11 protein-coding genes are annotated in these 16,070 nt (G+C 56.0%); 9 read left to right on the plus strand and 2 right to left on the minus strand.

Translation table 11 applies throughout. The features are described from left to right. Window positions 1-22: 22 nt before the first annotated feature. A complete protein-coding gene (fadA, locus tag ACO06L_RS02295) occupies window positions 23-1,198 on the plus strand; it encodes an acetyl-CoA C-acyltransferase FadA (protein WP_062784509.1) in 1,176 nt (391 codons plus the stop codon). Window positions 1,199-1,470: 272 nt separating this feature from the next. Next, on the plus strand, window positions 1,471-4,113 hold the full coding sequence (gene topA, locus ACO06L_RS02300; RefSeq protein ID WP_202346704.1) for a type I DNA topoisomerase: 2,643 nt from the start codon (window positions 1,471-1,473) through the stop codon (window positions 4,111-4,113). A 55-nt stretch (window positions 4,114-4,168) separates the two neighbouring features. Here the strand turns inward: topA and ACO06L_RS02305 are convergent, their stop codons facing one another. Continuing rightward, entirely contained in the window at window positions 4,169-5,044 is an 876-nt protein-coding gene (locus ACO06L_RS02305) for an NAD(P)-dependent oxidoreductase (RefSeq protein WP_202346703.1), read from the minus strand. Window positions 5,045-5,386: 342 nt separating this feature from the next. Between ACO06L_RS02305 and ACO06L_RS02310 the strand changes: the two genes are divergently transcribed. Further along, window positions 5,387-6,595, plus strand: coding sequence for a M48 family metalloprotease (locus ACO06L_RS02310; protein ID WP_202346702.1), 1,209 nt, complete (start codon window positions 5,387-5,389; stop codon window positions 6,593-6,595). A gap of 77 nt (window positions 6,596-6,672) precedes the next feature. Here ACO06L_RS02310 and gltA read toward each other — a convergent pair whose 3' ends face one another. Then, on the minus strand, window positions 6,673-7,947 hold the full coding sequence (gene gltA / locus ACO06L_RS02315; RefSeq protein ID WP_202346701.1) for a citrate synthase: 1,275 nt from the start codon (window positions 7,945-7,947) through the stop codon (window positions 6,673-6,675). Window positions 7,948-8,425: 478 nt separating this feature from the next. On the opposite strand from gltA, the gene sdhC reads away from it, so the two are divergent. The 6 genes from sdhC (at window position 8,426) to odhB (ending at window position 16,038) form a co-directional block, all read left to right on the plus strand. Continuing rightward, window positions 8,426-8,800 carry a succinate dehydrogenase, cytochrome b556 subunit gene (gene sdhC / locus ACO06L_RS02320; protein WP_064228094.1) on the plus strand — a complete coding sequence of 125 codons (375 nt, stop codon included), beginning with the start codon at window positions 8,426-8,428 and terminating at the stop codon, window positions 8,798-8,800. Then, complete coding sequence (sdhD, locus tag ACO06L_RS02325) at window positions 8,794-9,138, plus strand: succinate dehydrogenase, hydrophobic membrane anchor protein (RefSeq protein WP_064228095.1); 345 nt, start codon at window positions 8,794-8,796, stop codon at window positions 9,136-9,138. The genes sdhC and sdhD overlap by 7 nt, the downstream gene beginning before the upstream one ends. 3 nt (window positions 9,139-9,141) lie before the next feature. Beyond that, the gene (gene sdhA / locus ACO06L_RS02330) at window positions 9,142-10,914 is read left to right on the plus strand and encodes a succinate dehydrogenase flavoprotein subunit (protein ID WP_008174382.1); all 1,773 of its coding nucleotides are present in this window, start codon (window positions 9,142-9,144) and stop codon (window positions 10,912-10,914) included. Between the two features lie 14 nt (window positions 10,915-10,928). After that, window positions 10,929-11,633 carry a succinate dehydrogenase iron-sulfur subunit gene (locus ACO06L_RS02335; RefSeq protein ID WP_202346700.1) on the plus strand — a complete coding sequence of 235 codons (705 nt, stop codon included), beginning with the start codon at window positions 10,929-10,931 and terminating at the stop codon, window positions 11,631-11,633. 312 nt (window positions 11,634-11,945) lie between these two features. Continuing rightward, window positions 11,946-14,783: a 2-oxoglutarate dehydrogenase E1 component gene (locus ACO06L_RS02340; protein ID WP_202346699.1), complete on the plus strand. Its 2,838-nt coding sequence runs from the start codon at window positions 11,946-11,948 to the stop codon at window positions 14,781-14,783. Window positions 14,784-14,808: 25 nt separating this feature from the next. After that, window positions 14,809-16,038 carry a 2-oxoglutarate dehydrogenase complex dihydrolipoyllysine-residue succinyltransferase gene (gene odhB / locus ACO06L_RS02345; protein ID WP_202346698.1) on the plus strand — a complete coding sequence of 410 codons (1,230 nt, stop codon included), beginning with the start codon at window positions 14,809-14,811 and terminating at the stop codon, window positions 16,036-16,038. The last annotated feature ends 32 nt before the right edge of the window (window positions 16,039-16,070 follow it).

Consider the following 16,070-nt stretch of genomic DNA (forward strand, 5'->3'; position numbering starts at 1 on the left):
ATTTCCGAACGGAGAAAGATCTATGAGCCTTAATCCGAGAGACGTTGTCGTCGTCGATTGCGTGCGGACTCCGATGGGTCGTGCCAAAAACGGTTGTTTCCGGAACGTGCGTGCAGAGACCCTGTCCGCCAATCTGATCGAAGCACTGTTTGAGCGCAACCCGAAGCTCGACCCGAAAGAAGTTGAAGATGTTATCTGGGGCTGTGTAAACCAGACCAAGGAGCAGGGCTTCAACGTGGCGCGTCAGATTTCCCTGCTGACCCGCATTCCCCACGAGTCTGCCGCTCAGACCGTGAACCGCCTGTGTGGCTCTGCCATGAGCGCGATTCACACTGCAGCCCAGGCCATCATGACCGGCAACGGTGATGTGTTCTTCGTGGGCGGTGTCGAGCACATGGGGCATGTACCCATGACCGAAGGTTTCGACCACAACCCGGCTGCGTCCAAGTATTCCGCAAAGGCGTCCAACATGATGGGCCTGACCGCGGAAATGCTGGCAAAAATGCACGGGATTACCCGTGAGCAGCAGGACGAGTTTGGTGCTCGCTCCCACCGTCTGGCCCATGAAGCGACCGTAGAAGGCCGTTTCAAGAACGAAATCGTGCCCATTGAAGGTCACGACGAGAACGGCTTCAAGGTGCTGATCGAGGAAGACGAGACCATTCGTCCCGAGACCACTGCCGAGTCGCTGAGCCAGCTGAAGCCAGCGTTCGATCCGAAGAACGGTACCGTTACTGCTGGTACTTCTTCCCAGCTTACCGACGGTGCGGCTGCAATGGTGCTGATGTCCGCAGAGCGTGCTGAAGCGCTTGGCCTGAAGCCGATTGCCAAGATCCGCAGCATGGCCGTTGCCGGCTGTGATCCCGCGATCATGGGCTATGGCCCGGTGCCTGCCACGAAGAAAGCCCTGAAGCGTGCAGGCCTGAAAGTCGAAGACATCGACTTCTGGGAACTGAACGAGGCTTTTGCCGGCCAGTCCCTGCCTGTCCTCAAGGACCTGAAGCTACTGGGTGTTATGGAAGAGAAAGTGAACCTGAACGGCGGCGCGATTGCCTTGGGCCATCCGCTGGGTTGCTCCGGTGCACGTATCTCCACCACCCTGCTGAATGTAATGCAGGCCAAAGGCGGTAAGCTTGGTGTTTCCACCATGTGTATCGGTCTGGGCCAGGGCATTGCGACGGTCTGGGAGCGTCTGTAATCCGTTAAGCGGTTTTCAGTACGCGGTTTCAGAAGGCCCGGCAAATGCCGGGCCTTTCTGTTTCAATCGGCGGCCTGGACAGGCTTCCCGAATGTGAAAAAAAGCAGGATTGAAACCAAAGAATGGGTTGTCTTGCTATTCTTGACCCTGTAAAACAGTGAGCCTATACAGATTGGCGGCGTATGTGTGTTTTCTAGCCGACTGATTTTACAGCGAGTTTACGGTTTGCTGATTAATTGACCGATTTATCGCCAAGGATACAGAACTCCGATATGGGTAAAAGTCTCGTAATTGTCGAGTCACCAGCGAAAGCGAAGACCATCAACAAGTACCTGGGCTCTGACTTCATCGTCAAATCGAGCGTCGGGCATATTCGTGATCTTCCCGTCAGTGGCAGTGGATCCCAGTCCGATCCCAAAGAGCGTGCCAAGCAGGCAGCTCTGACCCGGAAGATGAGCCCCGAAGAGAAGGCGGTGCACAAAAAGCGCAAGGCCCGCGAACAGCTGGTCGCCCGGATGGGTGTCGACCCTGATCAGAACTGGAGTGCACGTTACGAGATCCTTCCCGGCAAGGAAAAGGTGGTCAGCGAACTCAAACGTCTGGCCAAATCAGCAGACCATATCTATCTGGCAACGGATTTGGACCGTGAAGGGGAGGCTATCGCCTGGCACCTTCAGCAAACCATTGGAGGCGAGCCAGAGAAGTACCGACGCGTGGTGTTCAACGAAATCACCAAGCGCGCCATCCAGGAAGCCTTCAAGGATCCCGGCAATCTTGACAACAACCGGGTGAATGCACAGCAGGCTCGTCGCTTCCTCGATCGGGTTGTCGGCTATATGGTATCGCCACTGCTTTGGGCCAAGATTGCCCGAGGCCTGTCGGCCGGCCGTGTGCAATCAGTTGCCGTGCGGCTGATCGTGGAGCGGGAGCGGGAGATCCGGAAGTTTGTTCCGGAAGAATTCTGGCAACTGCATGCCGATCTCGCGTCTGCCAAGGCTGATCAGCCGGTCCGCTTTGAGGTGACCCGGCATGATGACAAGCCTTACCGACCGGTTAATGAGCAGCAGAGCAGTGAGCACGTCAACCGTCTCAAGGCTGGCACCTTCGAGGTCTCCAAACGAGAAGACAAGCCGACACGCTCGCGTCCGTCGGCCCCGTTCATTACCTCCACTCTGCAGCAGGCGGCGAGCAACCGCATGGGATTCAGTGTCAAGAAAACCATGATGCTTGCCCAGCGTCTCTATGAGGCGGGCTTTATTACTTACATGCGTACTGACTCCACCAACCTGAGTCAGGATGCGGTTAGCAGCTGCCGAACCTACATTCAGAAGCAGTTTGGCGACAAATACCTGCCTGAGAAGCCACGTGTCTATGGAAGCAAAGAGGGCGCCCAGGAGGCCCACGAGGCCATTCGACCGACCGAAGTCAGTCGCCGTCCTGCCGATATCAGTGGCCTGGAGAAAGATGCCGAGAAGCTCTACGACCTGATCTGGCGCCAATTTATTGCCTGTCAGATGTCCGATGCGGAGTTCCTGAGCACCTCGATAGTCGTTGCTAACGGCGATTACGAGCTACGTACCCGGGGCCGGATCATCAAGTTCGATGGTTTCCTGAAGGCGGCGCCTCAGGCCGCCAAGAAAGATGAAGACATTGCTCTGCCTGATATCCAGGTAGACGAAGTTCTGGATCTGAAAAAGCTCGACCCGAGTCAGCATTTTACCAAGCCGGCACCCAGGTACACTGAGGCAAGCCTGGTCAAAGAGCTCGAAAAGCAGGGCATTGGCCGGCCCTCGACCTATGCCTCGATTATCTCCACGATTCAGGATCGGGGTTATGTGCGGCTGCAGAACCGCCGTTTCTATGCCGAGAAGATGGGCGAGATTGTTACCGAGCGTCTGTCGGAATCTTTCCCGAATCTGATGGACTTCGACTTTACTGCGAAGATGGAAGATGAGCTCGACGAGATTGCCGAAGGCGATGTCGAGTGGAAGAAAGTTCTGAACGATTTTTACGGCCGTTTCCGGCAGCAACTGGAAAAGGCCGAGAGTGCGGAAGACGGTGGCATGCGCGCCAATACGCCCACCGAAACCGATATCCCATGTCCGAGCTGCGGCCGGAATATGCAGATTCGCGTGGCCAGCACCGGTGTCTTCCTGGGCTGTTCCGGCTATTCATTGCCACCGAAGGAGCGTTGCAAGACCACCATTAACCTGGTTTCCGGCGACGAGGTGGTCAGCGCTGACGATGATGTGGAGGGTGAGGGTGAAACCCGTCTGCTGCGCAAGAAACGTCGTTGTCCCAAGTGTGGCACCGCCATGGACAGTTACCTGGTTGACGAGACCCGCAAGCTGCATGTCTGCGGTAACAATCCTGATTGCTCGGGTTACGAGGTTGAAAAGGGCACGTTCCGGATCAAGGGCTACGATGGCCCGACACTCGAGTGCGATAAGTGCGGTTCCGAGATGCAACTGAAAACGGGGCGCTTCGGAAAGTATTTTGGTTGCACCAATGCCGAGTGCAAGAATACCCGTAAGCTCTTGAAAAATGGCGAGCCAGCCCCGCCCAAGATGGACCCGGTGCCTATGCCGGAGCTCCAGTGCCAGAAGGTTGATGACACTTACGTTCTTCGGGATGGTGCGTCCGGCTTGTTCCTGGCTGCCAGCAAGTTTCCGAAAAACCGGGAAACGCGGCCGCCCCTGGTGATGGAGATCAAACCCCACCGGAAGGAAGTTGATCCGAAGTACGATTACCTGATGGACGCGCCCGAGCGTGACCCCGAGGGTAATCCGACGGTGATTCGCTACAGCCGCAAGAGTAAGGAGCAGTACGTCATGTCTGAAAAAGACGGCAAGGCGACGGGCTGGTCTGCGTGGTACGTGAACGGTAAGTGGCAGCCGCAGGACAAGAAAAAGTAATTGTCATGGACCCGGGGCCAGATGAAAGCTTTCATCTGGCCTCTACTTCAAAAACTTACCGGAACTTCCTCAGTCTCTGAATAAGAGAGGATGTATCCCAGCGTTTGCCGCCCATAGACTGTACATCCGCATAGAACTGATCCACGAGTGCGGTCACCGGCAGAGACGCGTTCACTTTTCTTGCTTCTTCCAGACAAATCCCCAGGTCCTTGCGCATCCAGTCGACGGCAAAGCCGTGTTCGAATTCCCCCGCAATCATGGTTCCCGAGCGGTTTTCCATCTGCCAGGATTGGGCTGCGCCCTTGGAAATAACGTCCACCACCTTTGCCACATCCAGTCCGGCCTGCTCGGCAAAGTGCAGTGCTTCTGAAAGACCCTGTACCAGACCGGCAATGGCAATCTGGTTGACCATTTTGGTTTTCTGGCCACTGCCCACAGGGCCCATCAGGTTGAGTGCACGAGCGTAGTGCTCCATTATAGGCTCGGCTTTTTCGAACGCCTGCTTCGGGCCGCCACACATAATGGTGAGTGCACCGTTTTCGGCGCCTTGCTGGCCGCCTGATACCGGGGCATCGATAAAAGCCTGTTTACGGGTGGTGGCAGATTTGGCCAGGCGTTCTGCGATGCCTGCGGATGCCGTGGTGTGGTCAACCAGGATGGCGCCCTCGGGGGCATTCGCGATAACTCCGTCTTTACCCTCAAATACCTCAATCAGATCTTTGTCAGCGCCAACGCAGGTCATGACGAAATCCGCGCTCTTGACGGCGGAAGCAATCGTGTCACAGGCGTTTCCTGCATGCTCTGATGCCCATTGTGTTGCTTTCTCGGAAGAGCGGTTCCAGACACGGACAGAGAGTCCTGCGTTCGCCAAATGTCCGGCCATGGGGTAGCCCATTACGCCCAGGCCAATAAACGCTACCGTTGTTGTCATTGATGTACTCCAGTCGCTGAGTGTCAGTGTGCTCTGATTATGAGATTGCGCCGGGCGGATTGAAACCCTTTTCGACCATGCGTGGGGGCATCCATTGGTCTCGGCTCTCGGAAAGGACGACTTGTTCATGACGCCAATCACAGACCGGTAAACTATTTGCCTATTTCCCTCACGCATGATAGCGGTTGCTTCAAGGCATTCTTATACTTAGCAGGCTTGCTGCATGGATGCGTACAGGCCGTCGGAAAACCCTTTGGAGGTCTCTCGGTACTTCTTGTCCTTGCTGTTGAGCAAATGGGGGAGGCTGTGATGCTGCCTGTAGTTTATTCATGAGGGACGTAAATGAATCTGGTATACAAAAATGAAAAACCGTTGTTGATGTTGACTGCGGTTCTCGCTGTGGTCATCTGGCTGGCATTGATATTGGGTACGCTAGGTGTCGTATTACTGTATCTGCTGGTGGGGTATGTGTTCTTTCTTTTTGCCCACTCAGCTTTCATATCCCACCTGAAAGGGGCTGGGGTTCGAATCAGTCGCGAGCAATATCCGGACCTGTATGACCGGCTTATTCGCTGCTGCGAAAAGGTTGGTGTAGAGGAAGTGCCGGAGGCCTACCTGCTGCGGACCGATTTCTTCAATGCGCTTGCGACTAAGTTTCTCGGCCGGCATTTTGTTGTGCTGTTCACGGATGTCGTTGATGCGTTGGAGGCACGCCCCGACGCCATTGATTTCTACATCGGTCACGAATTGGGTCATATTCACCGGCGCCATCTGACCTGGGGCCCGGTGCTGGCGCCCGCAGCCTGGTTACCTGTGATTGGGCCCGCGTTGCGGCGTGCCGAAGAATACACCTGTGATCGTTACGGAGTCGCCTGCTGTAAGTCACCGGACGACATCAAGGCAGCTTTGGCAGCGATCGCCGCAGGCGATACCCGTTGGCAAACCATCAATGTGGATGCCTTTGTGGGGCAGGTGGCTGTGACCAACGGCTTCTGGATGTCCTTCAATGAAATAACGGGAGACTATCCCTGGCTCACCAAGCGAATGGCAACGGCCATTGCACTGTCGGATGGGCGTGAGGTGTCACACCCGGGGCGGAGCAAGCTGGCCTGGTTTTTCGCTATGTTCGTACCGAGGCTCGGGGTTGGGGGTGGGGCTGCATCCCTGCTCGTGGTGGTGGCCATTGTCGGTATTCTGGCCGCTGTTGCGATTCCTCAGTATCAGGAATACGTCGAGAGGGTGCGGTACCAGAATGCGTATATGGAAGGGCTTGGGGTGACCGATTCTGTCGATACCTATGTCAGCGAACACCAGGTCTGGCCCACCTCGATGGCGGAGCTTGGTTATGGTGATGTTACCTTTGGGGGCACCGGTGACGATTATACAATCGATGTCTATGATGGTGGTTTGATCGGCATTGAGATGGGTGTTGATAAAACTGGAGAGTCTGAGTACATCGTGTTGGAGCCGGAGGTAACCGATTCCGGGCTGTCCTGGAGCTGCTATGGCCAGAACGCTGTTGAAAAGCTACTGCCGGCGGACTGCCGTTAGCCTGCTAAAAGGTCGGTCAGACGATAAAAAAGCCGCAGAATTCAGCGGCTTTTTTATCGTCCGGACAAGCGAAACGTTTATTTCGTCGGATAATCCCTGGAGTCCGAGCCAGTATAGAGCTGGCGCGGGCGGCCGATGCGGTAATCGCCGCTTACCATTTCGTTCCAGTGCGAGAACCAGCCAATGGTCCGCGACAGGGCGAAGATCACCGTGAACATCGAAGTTGGGATTCCGATGGCCTTGAGGATCAGGCCGGAATAGAAATCCACGTTGGGGTAGAGCTTGCGCTTGACGAAATACTCGTCTTCCAGCGCGATCTTCTCGAGACGCTGGGCGATCTTCAGCAGCGGATCGTTCTCCAGGCCCAGTTCGGTCAGAACCTCGTGAGCGGTTTCTGCCATCACCTTGGCGCGCGGGTCGAAATTCTTGTAAACCCGGTGGCCGAAGCCCATCAGGCGGAACGGATCGTCTTTATCCTTGGCCTTGGCGATGAATTTCTCGATGTTGGACTCGTCGCCAATCTCGGCCAGCATATCCAGAACCGCTTCGTTAGCGCCACCGTGTGCGGGCCCCCACAGAGCGGCAATGCCCGAGGCGATACAGGCGTACGGGTTGGCACCGGTGGAGCCAGCCAGGCGCACGGTGGAGGTTGAAGCGTTCTGCTCATGATCCGCGTGCAGGATGAAGATCTTGTCCATGGCCTTGGCCAGGATCGGGTTTGGCTTGTACTCCTCGCAGGGTACGCCAAACATCATCTGCAGGAAGTTCTCGGAGTACGAGAGGTCATTGCGCGGGTAAATGAAGGGCTGGCCGATGGCATATTTGTAGCACCAAGCGGCAATGGTCGGCATTTTTGCAATCAGGCGATGAGCGGTAATTTCCCGCTGCTCCTGGCTGGCAACGTCCATTTCACCGTGGTAGAAGGCAGACAGAGCGCCCACCACCCCACACATGATGGCCATCGGGTGTGCGTCACGACGGAAACCCTGGAAGAAGTTCCGCATCTGGTCGTGCAGCATCGTGTGGTTTTTGATGGTGTCGTGGAACTTCTGGTTCTCCTCGGCGCTCGGAAGCTCGCCGTGAAGGAGGAGGTAACAGACTTCAAGGTAGTCGGAATGTTCGGCAAGCTGCTCAATCGGGTAGCCGCGGTGCAGGAGAACGCCATTTGCACCGTCGATGTAGGTAATGGCCGATTCGCAGGCTGCTGTGGATACGAATCCGGGATCGTATGTGAAAACGCCTTCCTGGACTAGGCCTCGTACGTCGATAACGTCAGGGCCGACGGTGCCTGAATAAACCGGTAGCTCAATGGACTTGTCCCCCACCGAGAGCGTGGCTTTCCTGTCGGTCATGGTGCTCTCCTATTTATCAGCTTTGACAGCTTTATCTACAGTTATAGATGCGCTAGAAGGCGCGTATTATCGCAAAACTGGCGGCAAAATATAGGGCGTTGGCTTTTTTTGTCAATGGAAGAGTCGGGAAAAGCCGGAATTTGACATTCGTTGTAAATGAGGGATATCCCGAATAACAATGGATTGGGGAAAGAAAAGGATTTGTCAATCATCCTTATAGCTTGCTTAACCCCCTGAAATACGCGGCCTGAGCGATGTTGCAGGTTTGTAATTGGTTAGGGTACTCCTTATAATCCCTAGCCCGGAATCGGGGATAAACCTTTTCTCGCGGCCTGTAAATAGCGGGTTGCCGGTAAGGTTTTTCTTCCTTCTAAGCCAATCGTGTGCCGGTTTCGTATCAGCACGCCGATCCTTACATACCAACCATCCGCACCCGGTTTTCCGGTCCCGCGGAACCAAGAGAGAGTGTGAGAGCGCTGTGAATAGCAAACGACCAGTAAATCTCGATCTCGGCAAGTTTCATTTTCCGCTGCCAGCCATTACGTCCATATTGCACCGTATCAGCGGCATCATCATTTTTGTTGGTGTTGCGTTCCTGCTTTACGGACTTCAGCTTTCCCTGTCCGGGGAAGAAGGCTTCAGCCGTGTGAATGAACTGCTGGACAGCTTCCTTGCCAAGCTGATTATCTGGGGCATCTTGTCTGCTCTGTTGTACCACCTGGTTGCGGGTATCAAGCACCTGTTCATGGATATGGGCATTGGTGAAGAGCTCGAGAGCGGCCGCCTCGCCTCGAAGATCACGATTGTGGTTTCCGTCATTCTCATCGTTCTGGCAGGAGTCTGGGTATGGTAAACAGCGTCACGAACCTGGGTCGCAGTGGTGTCTATGACTGGCTGATCCAGAGGGTAACCGCCTACGTACTTGCTTTGTATACAATTTTCCTGCTCGGTTTCCTGTTGACTTCTGATGTCAACTACGAGACTTGGAGTGCGCTTTTTGACCAGACCTGGTTCCGTATCTTTACCCTGATGGCGCTGCTGTCAATTGGTGCCCACGCATGGGTAGGGCTTTGGACGGTGACCACGGACTACATCAAGGCCATGGGTCCCAGGTTTATCGTGCAGGCAGCTTGTGGGCTGACCATGTTCGTCTATGTGGTTTGGGGCATTCAGATTCTTTGGGGGCTTTAATCGATGGCTAATATCAAGACCATGTCCTTTGACGCGATTGTTATCGGCGGTGGCGGATCCGGCATGCGCGCCGCGCTTCAGCTGACCGAGTCCGGCGTCAATACCGCGTGTATCACCAAAGTATTTCCTACGCGGTCTCATACGGTCTCTGCCCAGGGTGGCATCACCTGTGCGATCGCCAGTGCTGATCCGAATGATGACTGGCGCTGGCACATGTATGACACGGTAAAAGGCTCAGACTACATCGCCGACCAGGACGCCGTTGAGTATATGTGTTCCGTAGGCCCTCAGGCGGTGTTTGAGCTGGAGCACATGGGGCTTCCTTTCTCCCGTACCGAGCAGGGTCGTATCTATCAGCGTCCTTTCGGTGGCCAGTCCAAGGGTCCGGACAATCCGACCCAGGCCGCACGTACCTGTGCCGCGGCTGACCGTACCGGTCACGCGCTTCTTCACACTCTTTATCAGGCCAACATCAAGGGCGGTACCACCTTCCTGAATGAGTGGTACGCGGTAGACCTCGTCAAGAACAGCAAGGACGAAGTTGTTGGTGTAGTTGCCATCGAGGTAGAGACTGGCGAAGTTGCCTATATCAAGTCCAAGGCGACAGTTCTGGCTACCGGTGGTGCAGGCCGTATTTACGCCTCAACAACCAACGCCCTGATCAACACTGGCGACGGTATCGGCATGGCGCTGCGCGCCGGATTCCCGATGCAGGACATGGAAATGTGGCAGTTCCACCCGACCGGGATTTACGGTGCCGGTACACTGGTCACCGAAGGGTGTCGGGGTGAGGGTGGTTACCTGATCAACGCAGAAGGCGAGCGTTTCATGGAGCGCTATGCTCCGAACGCGAAAGACCTGGCGGGCCGGGACGTTGTTGCCCGGGCCATGGTTATCGAGATTCTGGAAGGTCGTGGCTGCGGTCCCGACAAGGATCACGTTCTGCTGAAGCTTGATCATCTGGGTGAAGAAACCCTGAACCTGCGTCTGCCGGGCATCTGTGAGCTGTCCCGTACCTTTGCGCACGTCGATCCGGTTAAAGAGCCGATCCCTGTAGTGCCGACCTGTCACTACATGATGGGTGGTATTCCGACCAACGTTGGTGGCCAGGCTTTGACCCAGGACGAGAATGGCAAAGACAAGCCGATCCCCGGGCTGTTCGCCTGTGGTGAGGCGGCCTGCGTATCTGTGCACGGTGCTAACCGCCTGGGTGGCAACTCGCTGCTGGATCTGGTTGTCTTCGGTCGTGCGGCTGGTCTGCACATTGAAGAGCAGCTGCGTGGCGGCTTTGAAGTTGATGGCGCCAGCGAGGATGACATCAAGCGCGCCATGGCGCGGCTCGATCGCCTGAATAATGCGTCCGAGGGCGAAAGTGTTGCAGAGGTTCGCAAGGACCTTCAGAACTGCATGCAGCTTTACTTTGGTGTTTTCCGTGACGGCAAGAGCATGGAAGAGGGCCTCAAGAAACTGGAAGCCATTGGTGAGCGTGTTCGCAACACCAAGCTGGCTGATACCAGCAACGCCTTCAACACTGCTCGAATTGAAGCGCTTGAGCTGGACAACCTTTATGAGGTGGCTCTGTCTACTGCGATCTCTGCGTTTGAGCGTAAGGAAAGCCGTGGCGCACACGCCAGGAACGACTTCACCGAGCGTGACGATGAGAACTGGCTCAAGCACTCCATGTACTTCCCGCTGGAAAAGCGCGTGGGCAAGCGTGATGTGAACTTTGCGCCGAAAACGGTGGACAAGTTCGAGCCGAAGGTCCGGACTTACTAAGGGGGACTCCGAAAATGTTAGTAAGCCTTTATCGTTATAACCCGGAGACCGACAACGCGCCCTACATGCAGGACGTGGATGTCGAGATTCCGGAAGGCAAGGATCTCATGGTTCTTGATGTGCTGAACCTGATCAAGGAACGGGATCCTTCAATGGCCTACCGTCGCTCCTGCCGCGAGGGCGTTTGTGGCTCTGACGGCATGAACATGAACGGCAAGAACGGCCTGGCTTGTATCACGCCTGTCTCCCAGGTAGTGAAAGGCGACAAGCTGGTCCTGCGCCCGCTGCCGGGTCTGCCGGTTATCCGCGATCTGGTCGTGGATATGAGCCTTTTCTACAAGCAGTACGAAAAGGTCATGCCTTATCTGATCAACGACAAGCCTGCTCCGGCGATCGAGCGGCTGCAGTCTCCGGAAGACCGCGAGAAGCTGGATGGCCTGTACGAGTGTATTCTCTGTGCCTGCTGTTCCACTTCCTGCCCGTCATTCTGGTGGAATCCGGACAAGTTTATTGGTCCGGCCGGCCTGCTGCAGGCCTACCGTTTCCTGGCGGACAGCCGGGATACAGCCCAGGACGAGCGGCTTGCCAGCCTTGATGACCCGTTCAGTGTATTCCGCTGTCGGGGTATCATGAACTGTGTCAGTGTCTGCCCGAAAGGTCTGAACCCCACAAGGGCTATCGGCCATATTCGGAATCTTCTGCTGCAGCGGGCTACTTAAGCAGCAGGATTTCACTCAGACGCTATACTGTTCTGATCAGGTTAGTACCCGGAAGGCCTCGCAAGTTTGCGGGGCCTTCAACCAAAGGCTTATAGTCAAAAGTCTTACCCGGGTGCACACTACGCAAGCCGTGGCGGGAACTTATAAAGTTTTCTCCCTGTTTTGCTGAGTATAAAAACCACCGGGGAATGGAAAACATCCATGTCGGGTGTGGTGGCCAAAGTCGATCCCGTAAAAACCCGTATTGACTGAGAAATACCCCTGGCCGACCATATCGGGCTCCCCGCACCAGCCCAAGGTGAGCTATTCAAGATGCACGAAAGCATAATGGAGCAGTTATGGCAGACTTCCCACCTGCAGGGTGGAAATCTCGCCTATGTTGAACAGCTTTTTGAAACCTACCTGACAGACCCCAATGCCGTTCCCGAAGAGTGGCGCAGCTATTTCGACAAGCTTCCCAGTGTCGATGGCTACAAGGGCCGTGACATTGTCCACTCTTCCATCCGCGAACAGTTCGAACACATCTCCCGTAATCAGCGCTTTCTTGCCAGCGGTGGCGTTCCCGCCAGTGCAACGTCTGATGCGGATAAAAAGCAGATTCGTGTTCTCCAGCTGATTAACGCCTACCGCTTCCGCGGTCATCAGGAAGCGAAGCTGGACCCACTCGGCGTATGGCAGCGTCCCAAGGTTGAAGACCTGGATCCCGAATTTCATGAGCTATCCGACTCTGATCGCGATCTGGAATTCCAGACCGGCTCCCTGAACCTCGGCTCCGAGACCATGAAGCTCGGAGATATTGTCGATGGCCTGCGCCAGACCTATTGCGAAAGCATCGGCGCTGAATACATGCATGTGGTGGATACCCGCATCAAGCGTTGGTTCCAGCAGCGCATGGAGCCGGTTCGTTCACGTCCGGCGTACGAGGCTAACACCCGCAAGCACATCCTTGAGCGCCTGACGGCCGCCGAAGGCCTCGAAAAGTACCTGGGATCCCGGTATCCGGGCGTGAAGCGGTTCGGTCTTGAGGGCGGCGAGAGTCTGATCCCGTGTCTGGACGAGCTGATCCAGCGTGCCGGCTCTTATGGCGCCAAGGAAATTGTTCTGGGCATGGCTCACCGTGGTCGCCTGAACGTTCTGGTCAACACCCTGGGCAAAAATCCGCGGGAGCTCTTTGACGAGTTCGAAGGCAAGAAGCTCGCCGATTCCGGCTCCGGTGACGTGAAATACCATCAGGGCTTCTCATCCAACGTGATGACCCCGGGTGGCGAAGTTCACCTGGCGATGGCGTTTAACCCGTCGCACCTGGAAATCGTTTCACCGGTTGTTGAGGGCTCTGTCCGGGCTCGTCAAACCCGCCGTAACGATGACGAGGGCACCAAGGTTGTTCCGATTATCATGCACGGCGACGCGGCGTTTGCCGGCCAGGGCGTGGTGATGGAAACCTTCCAGATGTCCCAGACCCGTGGTTTCGGCGTTGGTGGCACCATTCATATCGTCATTAACAACCAGGTTGGTTTCACCACCAGCAAACAGGAAGATGCACGGTCCACGGAATACTGCACCGACGTGGCCAAGATGATCCAGGCGCCGATTCTGCATGTGAATGCGGACGACCCGGAAGCGGTCATGTTCGTGACGCAGATGGCCATGGATTACCGCAACGAATTCAAGAACGACGTGGTGATCGATCTGGTCTGCTACCGTCGTCGCGGTCACAACGAGGCGGATGAGCCGGCCGCAACCCAGCCGGTCATGTACGAAAAGATCCGCAAACTGAAGACCACCCGCAACCTGTACGTGGATCAACTGGTGGAAGCCGGTGTTATCACCGAGGACGAAGCCAAGCAGATGGAGAACGACTACCGTGACGCCCTGGACAATGGCGAGCACGTGGTCAAATCCCTGGTCAAGGAGCCCAACAAAGAACTCTACGTTGACTGGACTCCGTACCTCGGTCACGAGTGGACTGCCAAGTGCAAGTCCAGTGTTGCCCTGAAGACCATCCAGAAGCTGGGCAAGAAACTGACCTCGGTCCCTGAGGGCTTTAGTATCCAGCGTCAGGTCTCCAAGATTGTTTCCGACCGCGAAAAAATGACCGCCGGGGCCCTGCCTATCAACTGGGGCTACGGTGAAGTCATGGCCTATGCGACGCTGCTCGATGAGGGGCATCCGATCCGCATTACCGGCCAGGATGTTGGTCGCGGCACCTTCTCGCACCGCCACGCCGTTTTGCACAACCAGAAGGACGGCTCGACTCATATTGCCCTCGAGCAACTGTCGGAAGATCAGCCGAAATTCGAAATCTACGACTCGCTGCTGTCGGAAGAGGCCGTAATGGCATTCGAGTACGGCTACGCCACGACCGCGCCGGATGGCCTTGTGGTCTGGGAGGCGCAGTTCGGCGATTTTGCCAACGGTGCCCAGGTCGTAATCGATCAGTTCCTGACCAGTGGCGAGCACAAATGGGGACGCTTGTGCGGTCTGACCCTGCTGCTGCCCCATGGTTACGAAGGGCAGGGGCCAGAGCACAGCTCAGCGCGCCTCGAGCGTTTTCTGCAACTCAGTGCAGAGCATAATATCCAGGTTTGCGTGCCGACCACGCCTTCCCAGGTATTCCACATGCTGCGTCGCCAGGTAAAACGCCCGTTGCGCAAACCGTTGGTTGCGATTACGCCCAAGAGCTTGCTGCGGCACAAGGAAGCGACGTCCGATCTTGATGATCTGACCAGCGGCACCTTCAAGACGGTGCTGCCCGAGAAAGAGCCGTCCGATCCGAAGAAAGTCACTCGTCTGATCCTTTGCTCAGGCAAGGTGTATTTCGATCTGCTTGAGAAGAAGAAGTCGGACGAGCGTGATGACGTGGCCATTGTCCGGATCGAACAGCTGTATCCTTTCCCCGGAGACGATCTTGACGAGCTCTTGAGCGAGTACACCAAGCTCAAGCACGTTGTCTGGTGTCAGGAAGAGCCGATGAACCAGGGGGCGTGGTACTGCAGCCAGCATCACATGCGTAATGCGCTGCATCGCAAGAACCCCAAGCTGTACCTTCAGTATGCCGGTCGTGACGCTTCGGCTGCTCCTGCCTGTGGCCATATGTCGGTCCACATTGAAGAGCAGAAGAAACTTGTTAACGACGCGTTTGAAATTTGACGAGCTACCGAACTAAGGATCTGTAATGTCAACTGAGATTAAAGCCCCCGTTTTCCCGGAGTCGGTCGCGGAAGGTACTGTCGCGACCTGGCACAAACAGCCGGGTGAAGCCTGCTCCCGTGACGAGCTGATTGTCGATATCGAGACCGACAAGGTTGTTCTTGAGGTTGTTGCGCCTGCGGACGGCGTGATTGAAGAAATCATCAAGAACGAAGGCGATACCGTTGAAAGTGGTGAGGTAGTCGGCAAGTTCAAGGAAGGCGCCAAGGGCGAATCCAAGCCTGCCGAGGGCAAGAAAGAAGAAAGCAAGGAAGAGGCTCCGCAGGAAGAAGCCAAGAGCGAGGCGTCTTCTGGCGAAGCGATCCTGAGCCCGGCGGCCCGCAAGCTGGCTGAGGAAAATAACGTTGATCCGAACAGCATCAAGGGTACCGGCAAAGATGGCCGCGTAACCAAGGAAGACGTTCAGAACCACGTGGACAGTGCCAAGTCCTCCGGTGGTGCTTCTGCACCCCAGCCTGCGGCTGGTATGCCGGAAGTCAACGTCAGCCAGGGCGAGCGTCCCGAGAAGCGTGTGCCGATGACTCGCCTGCGTGCGAGCATCGCCAAGCGCCTGGTCAATGCCCAGCAGAGCGCAGCCATGCTGACCACCTTTAACGAGGTGAACATGGCGCCGATCATGGAGCTGCGCAAGCAGTACCAGGACAGCTTTGTGAAGCGTCACGGTATCAAGCTTGGCTTCATGTCGTTCTTCACCAAGGCCGCCACCGAAGCCCTGAAGCGCTTCCCGGCGGTGAACGCGTCCATCGACGGTAACGACATGGTGTATCACGGCTACCAGGACATCGGCGTGGCGGTTTCCACCGATCGCGGCCTGGTGGTTCCGGTTCTACGTGATTCCGACGCCATGGGCCTGGCCGACATCGAGAAGAAGATCGTCGAGTACGGCACCAAGGCGAAAGAAGGCAAACTGGCCATTGAAGACATGACCGGCGGTACCTTCACAATTACCAACGGCGGTATCTTCGGTTCGCTGATTTCCACACCGATCCTGAACCCGCCTCAGACAGCCATCCTGGGCATGCACAAGATTCAGGAGCGTCCGATGGCGGTGAACGGCAAGGTGGAAATTCTGCCGATGATGTATCTGGCGCTTTCTTACGACCACAGAATGATTGATGGTAAGGAAGCGGTGCAGTTCCTCGTTGCCATCAAGGAAATGCTTGAAGACCCGGCACGTATTCTGCTGGACGTCTGAGCCGACATTTAACGAATCGGAAACGGGATAAA

The sequence above is a fragment of the Marinobacter sp. genome, assembly GCF_965229985.1.
Taxonomy (GTDB): domain Bacteria; phylum Pseudomonadota; class Gammaproteobacteria; order Pseudomonadales; family Oleiphilaceae; genus Marinobacter.

Coding starts and splice junctions, on each gene's coding strand:
- fadA (WP_062784509.1), top strand. CDS start 23: ATGAGCCTTAATCCGAGAGACGTTGTCGTCGTCGATTGCGTGCGGACT.
- topA (WP_202346704.1), top strand. CDS start 1,471: ATGGGTAAAAGTCTCGTAATTGTCGAGTCACCAGCGAAAGCGAAGACC.
- ACO06L_RS02305 (WP_202346703.1), bottom strand. CDS start 5,044: ATGACAACAACGGTAGCGTTTATTGGCCTGGGCGTAATGGGCTACCCC.
- ACO06L_RS02310 (WP_202346702.1), top strand. CDS start 5,387: ATGAATCTGGTATACAAAAATGAAAAACCGTTGTTGATGTTGACTGCG.
- gltA (WP_202346701.1), bottom strand. CDS start 7,947: ATGACCGACAGGAAAGCCACGCTCTCGGTGGGGGACAAGTCCATTGAG.
- sdhD (WP_064228095.1), top strand. CDS start 8,794: ATGGTAAACAGCGTCACGAACCTGGGTCGCAGTGGTGTCTATGACTGG.
- sdhA (WP_008174382.1), top strand. CDS start 9,142: ATGGCTAATATCAAGACCATGTCCTTTGACGCGATTGTTATCGGCGGT.
- ACO06L_RS02335 (WP_202346700.1), top strand. CDS start 10,929: ATGTTAGTAAGCCTTTATCGTTATAACCCGGAGACCGACAACGCGCCC.
- ACO06L_RS02340 (WP_202346699.1), top strand. CDS start 11,946: ATGCACGAAAGCATAATGGAGCAGTTATGGCAGACTTCCCACCTGCAG.
- odhB (WP_202346698.1), top strand. CDS start 14,809: ATGTCAACTGAGATTAAAGCCCCCGTTTTCCCGGAGTCGGTCGCGGAA.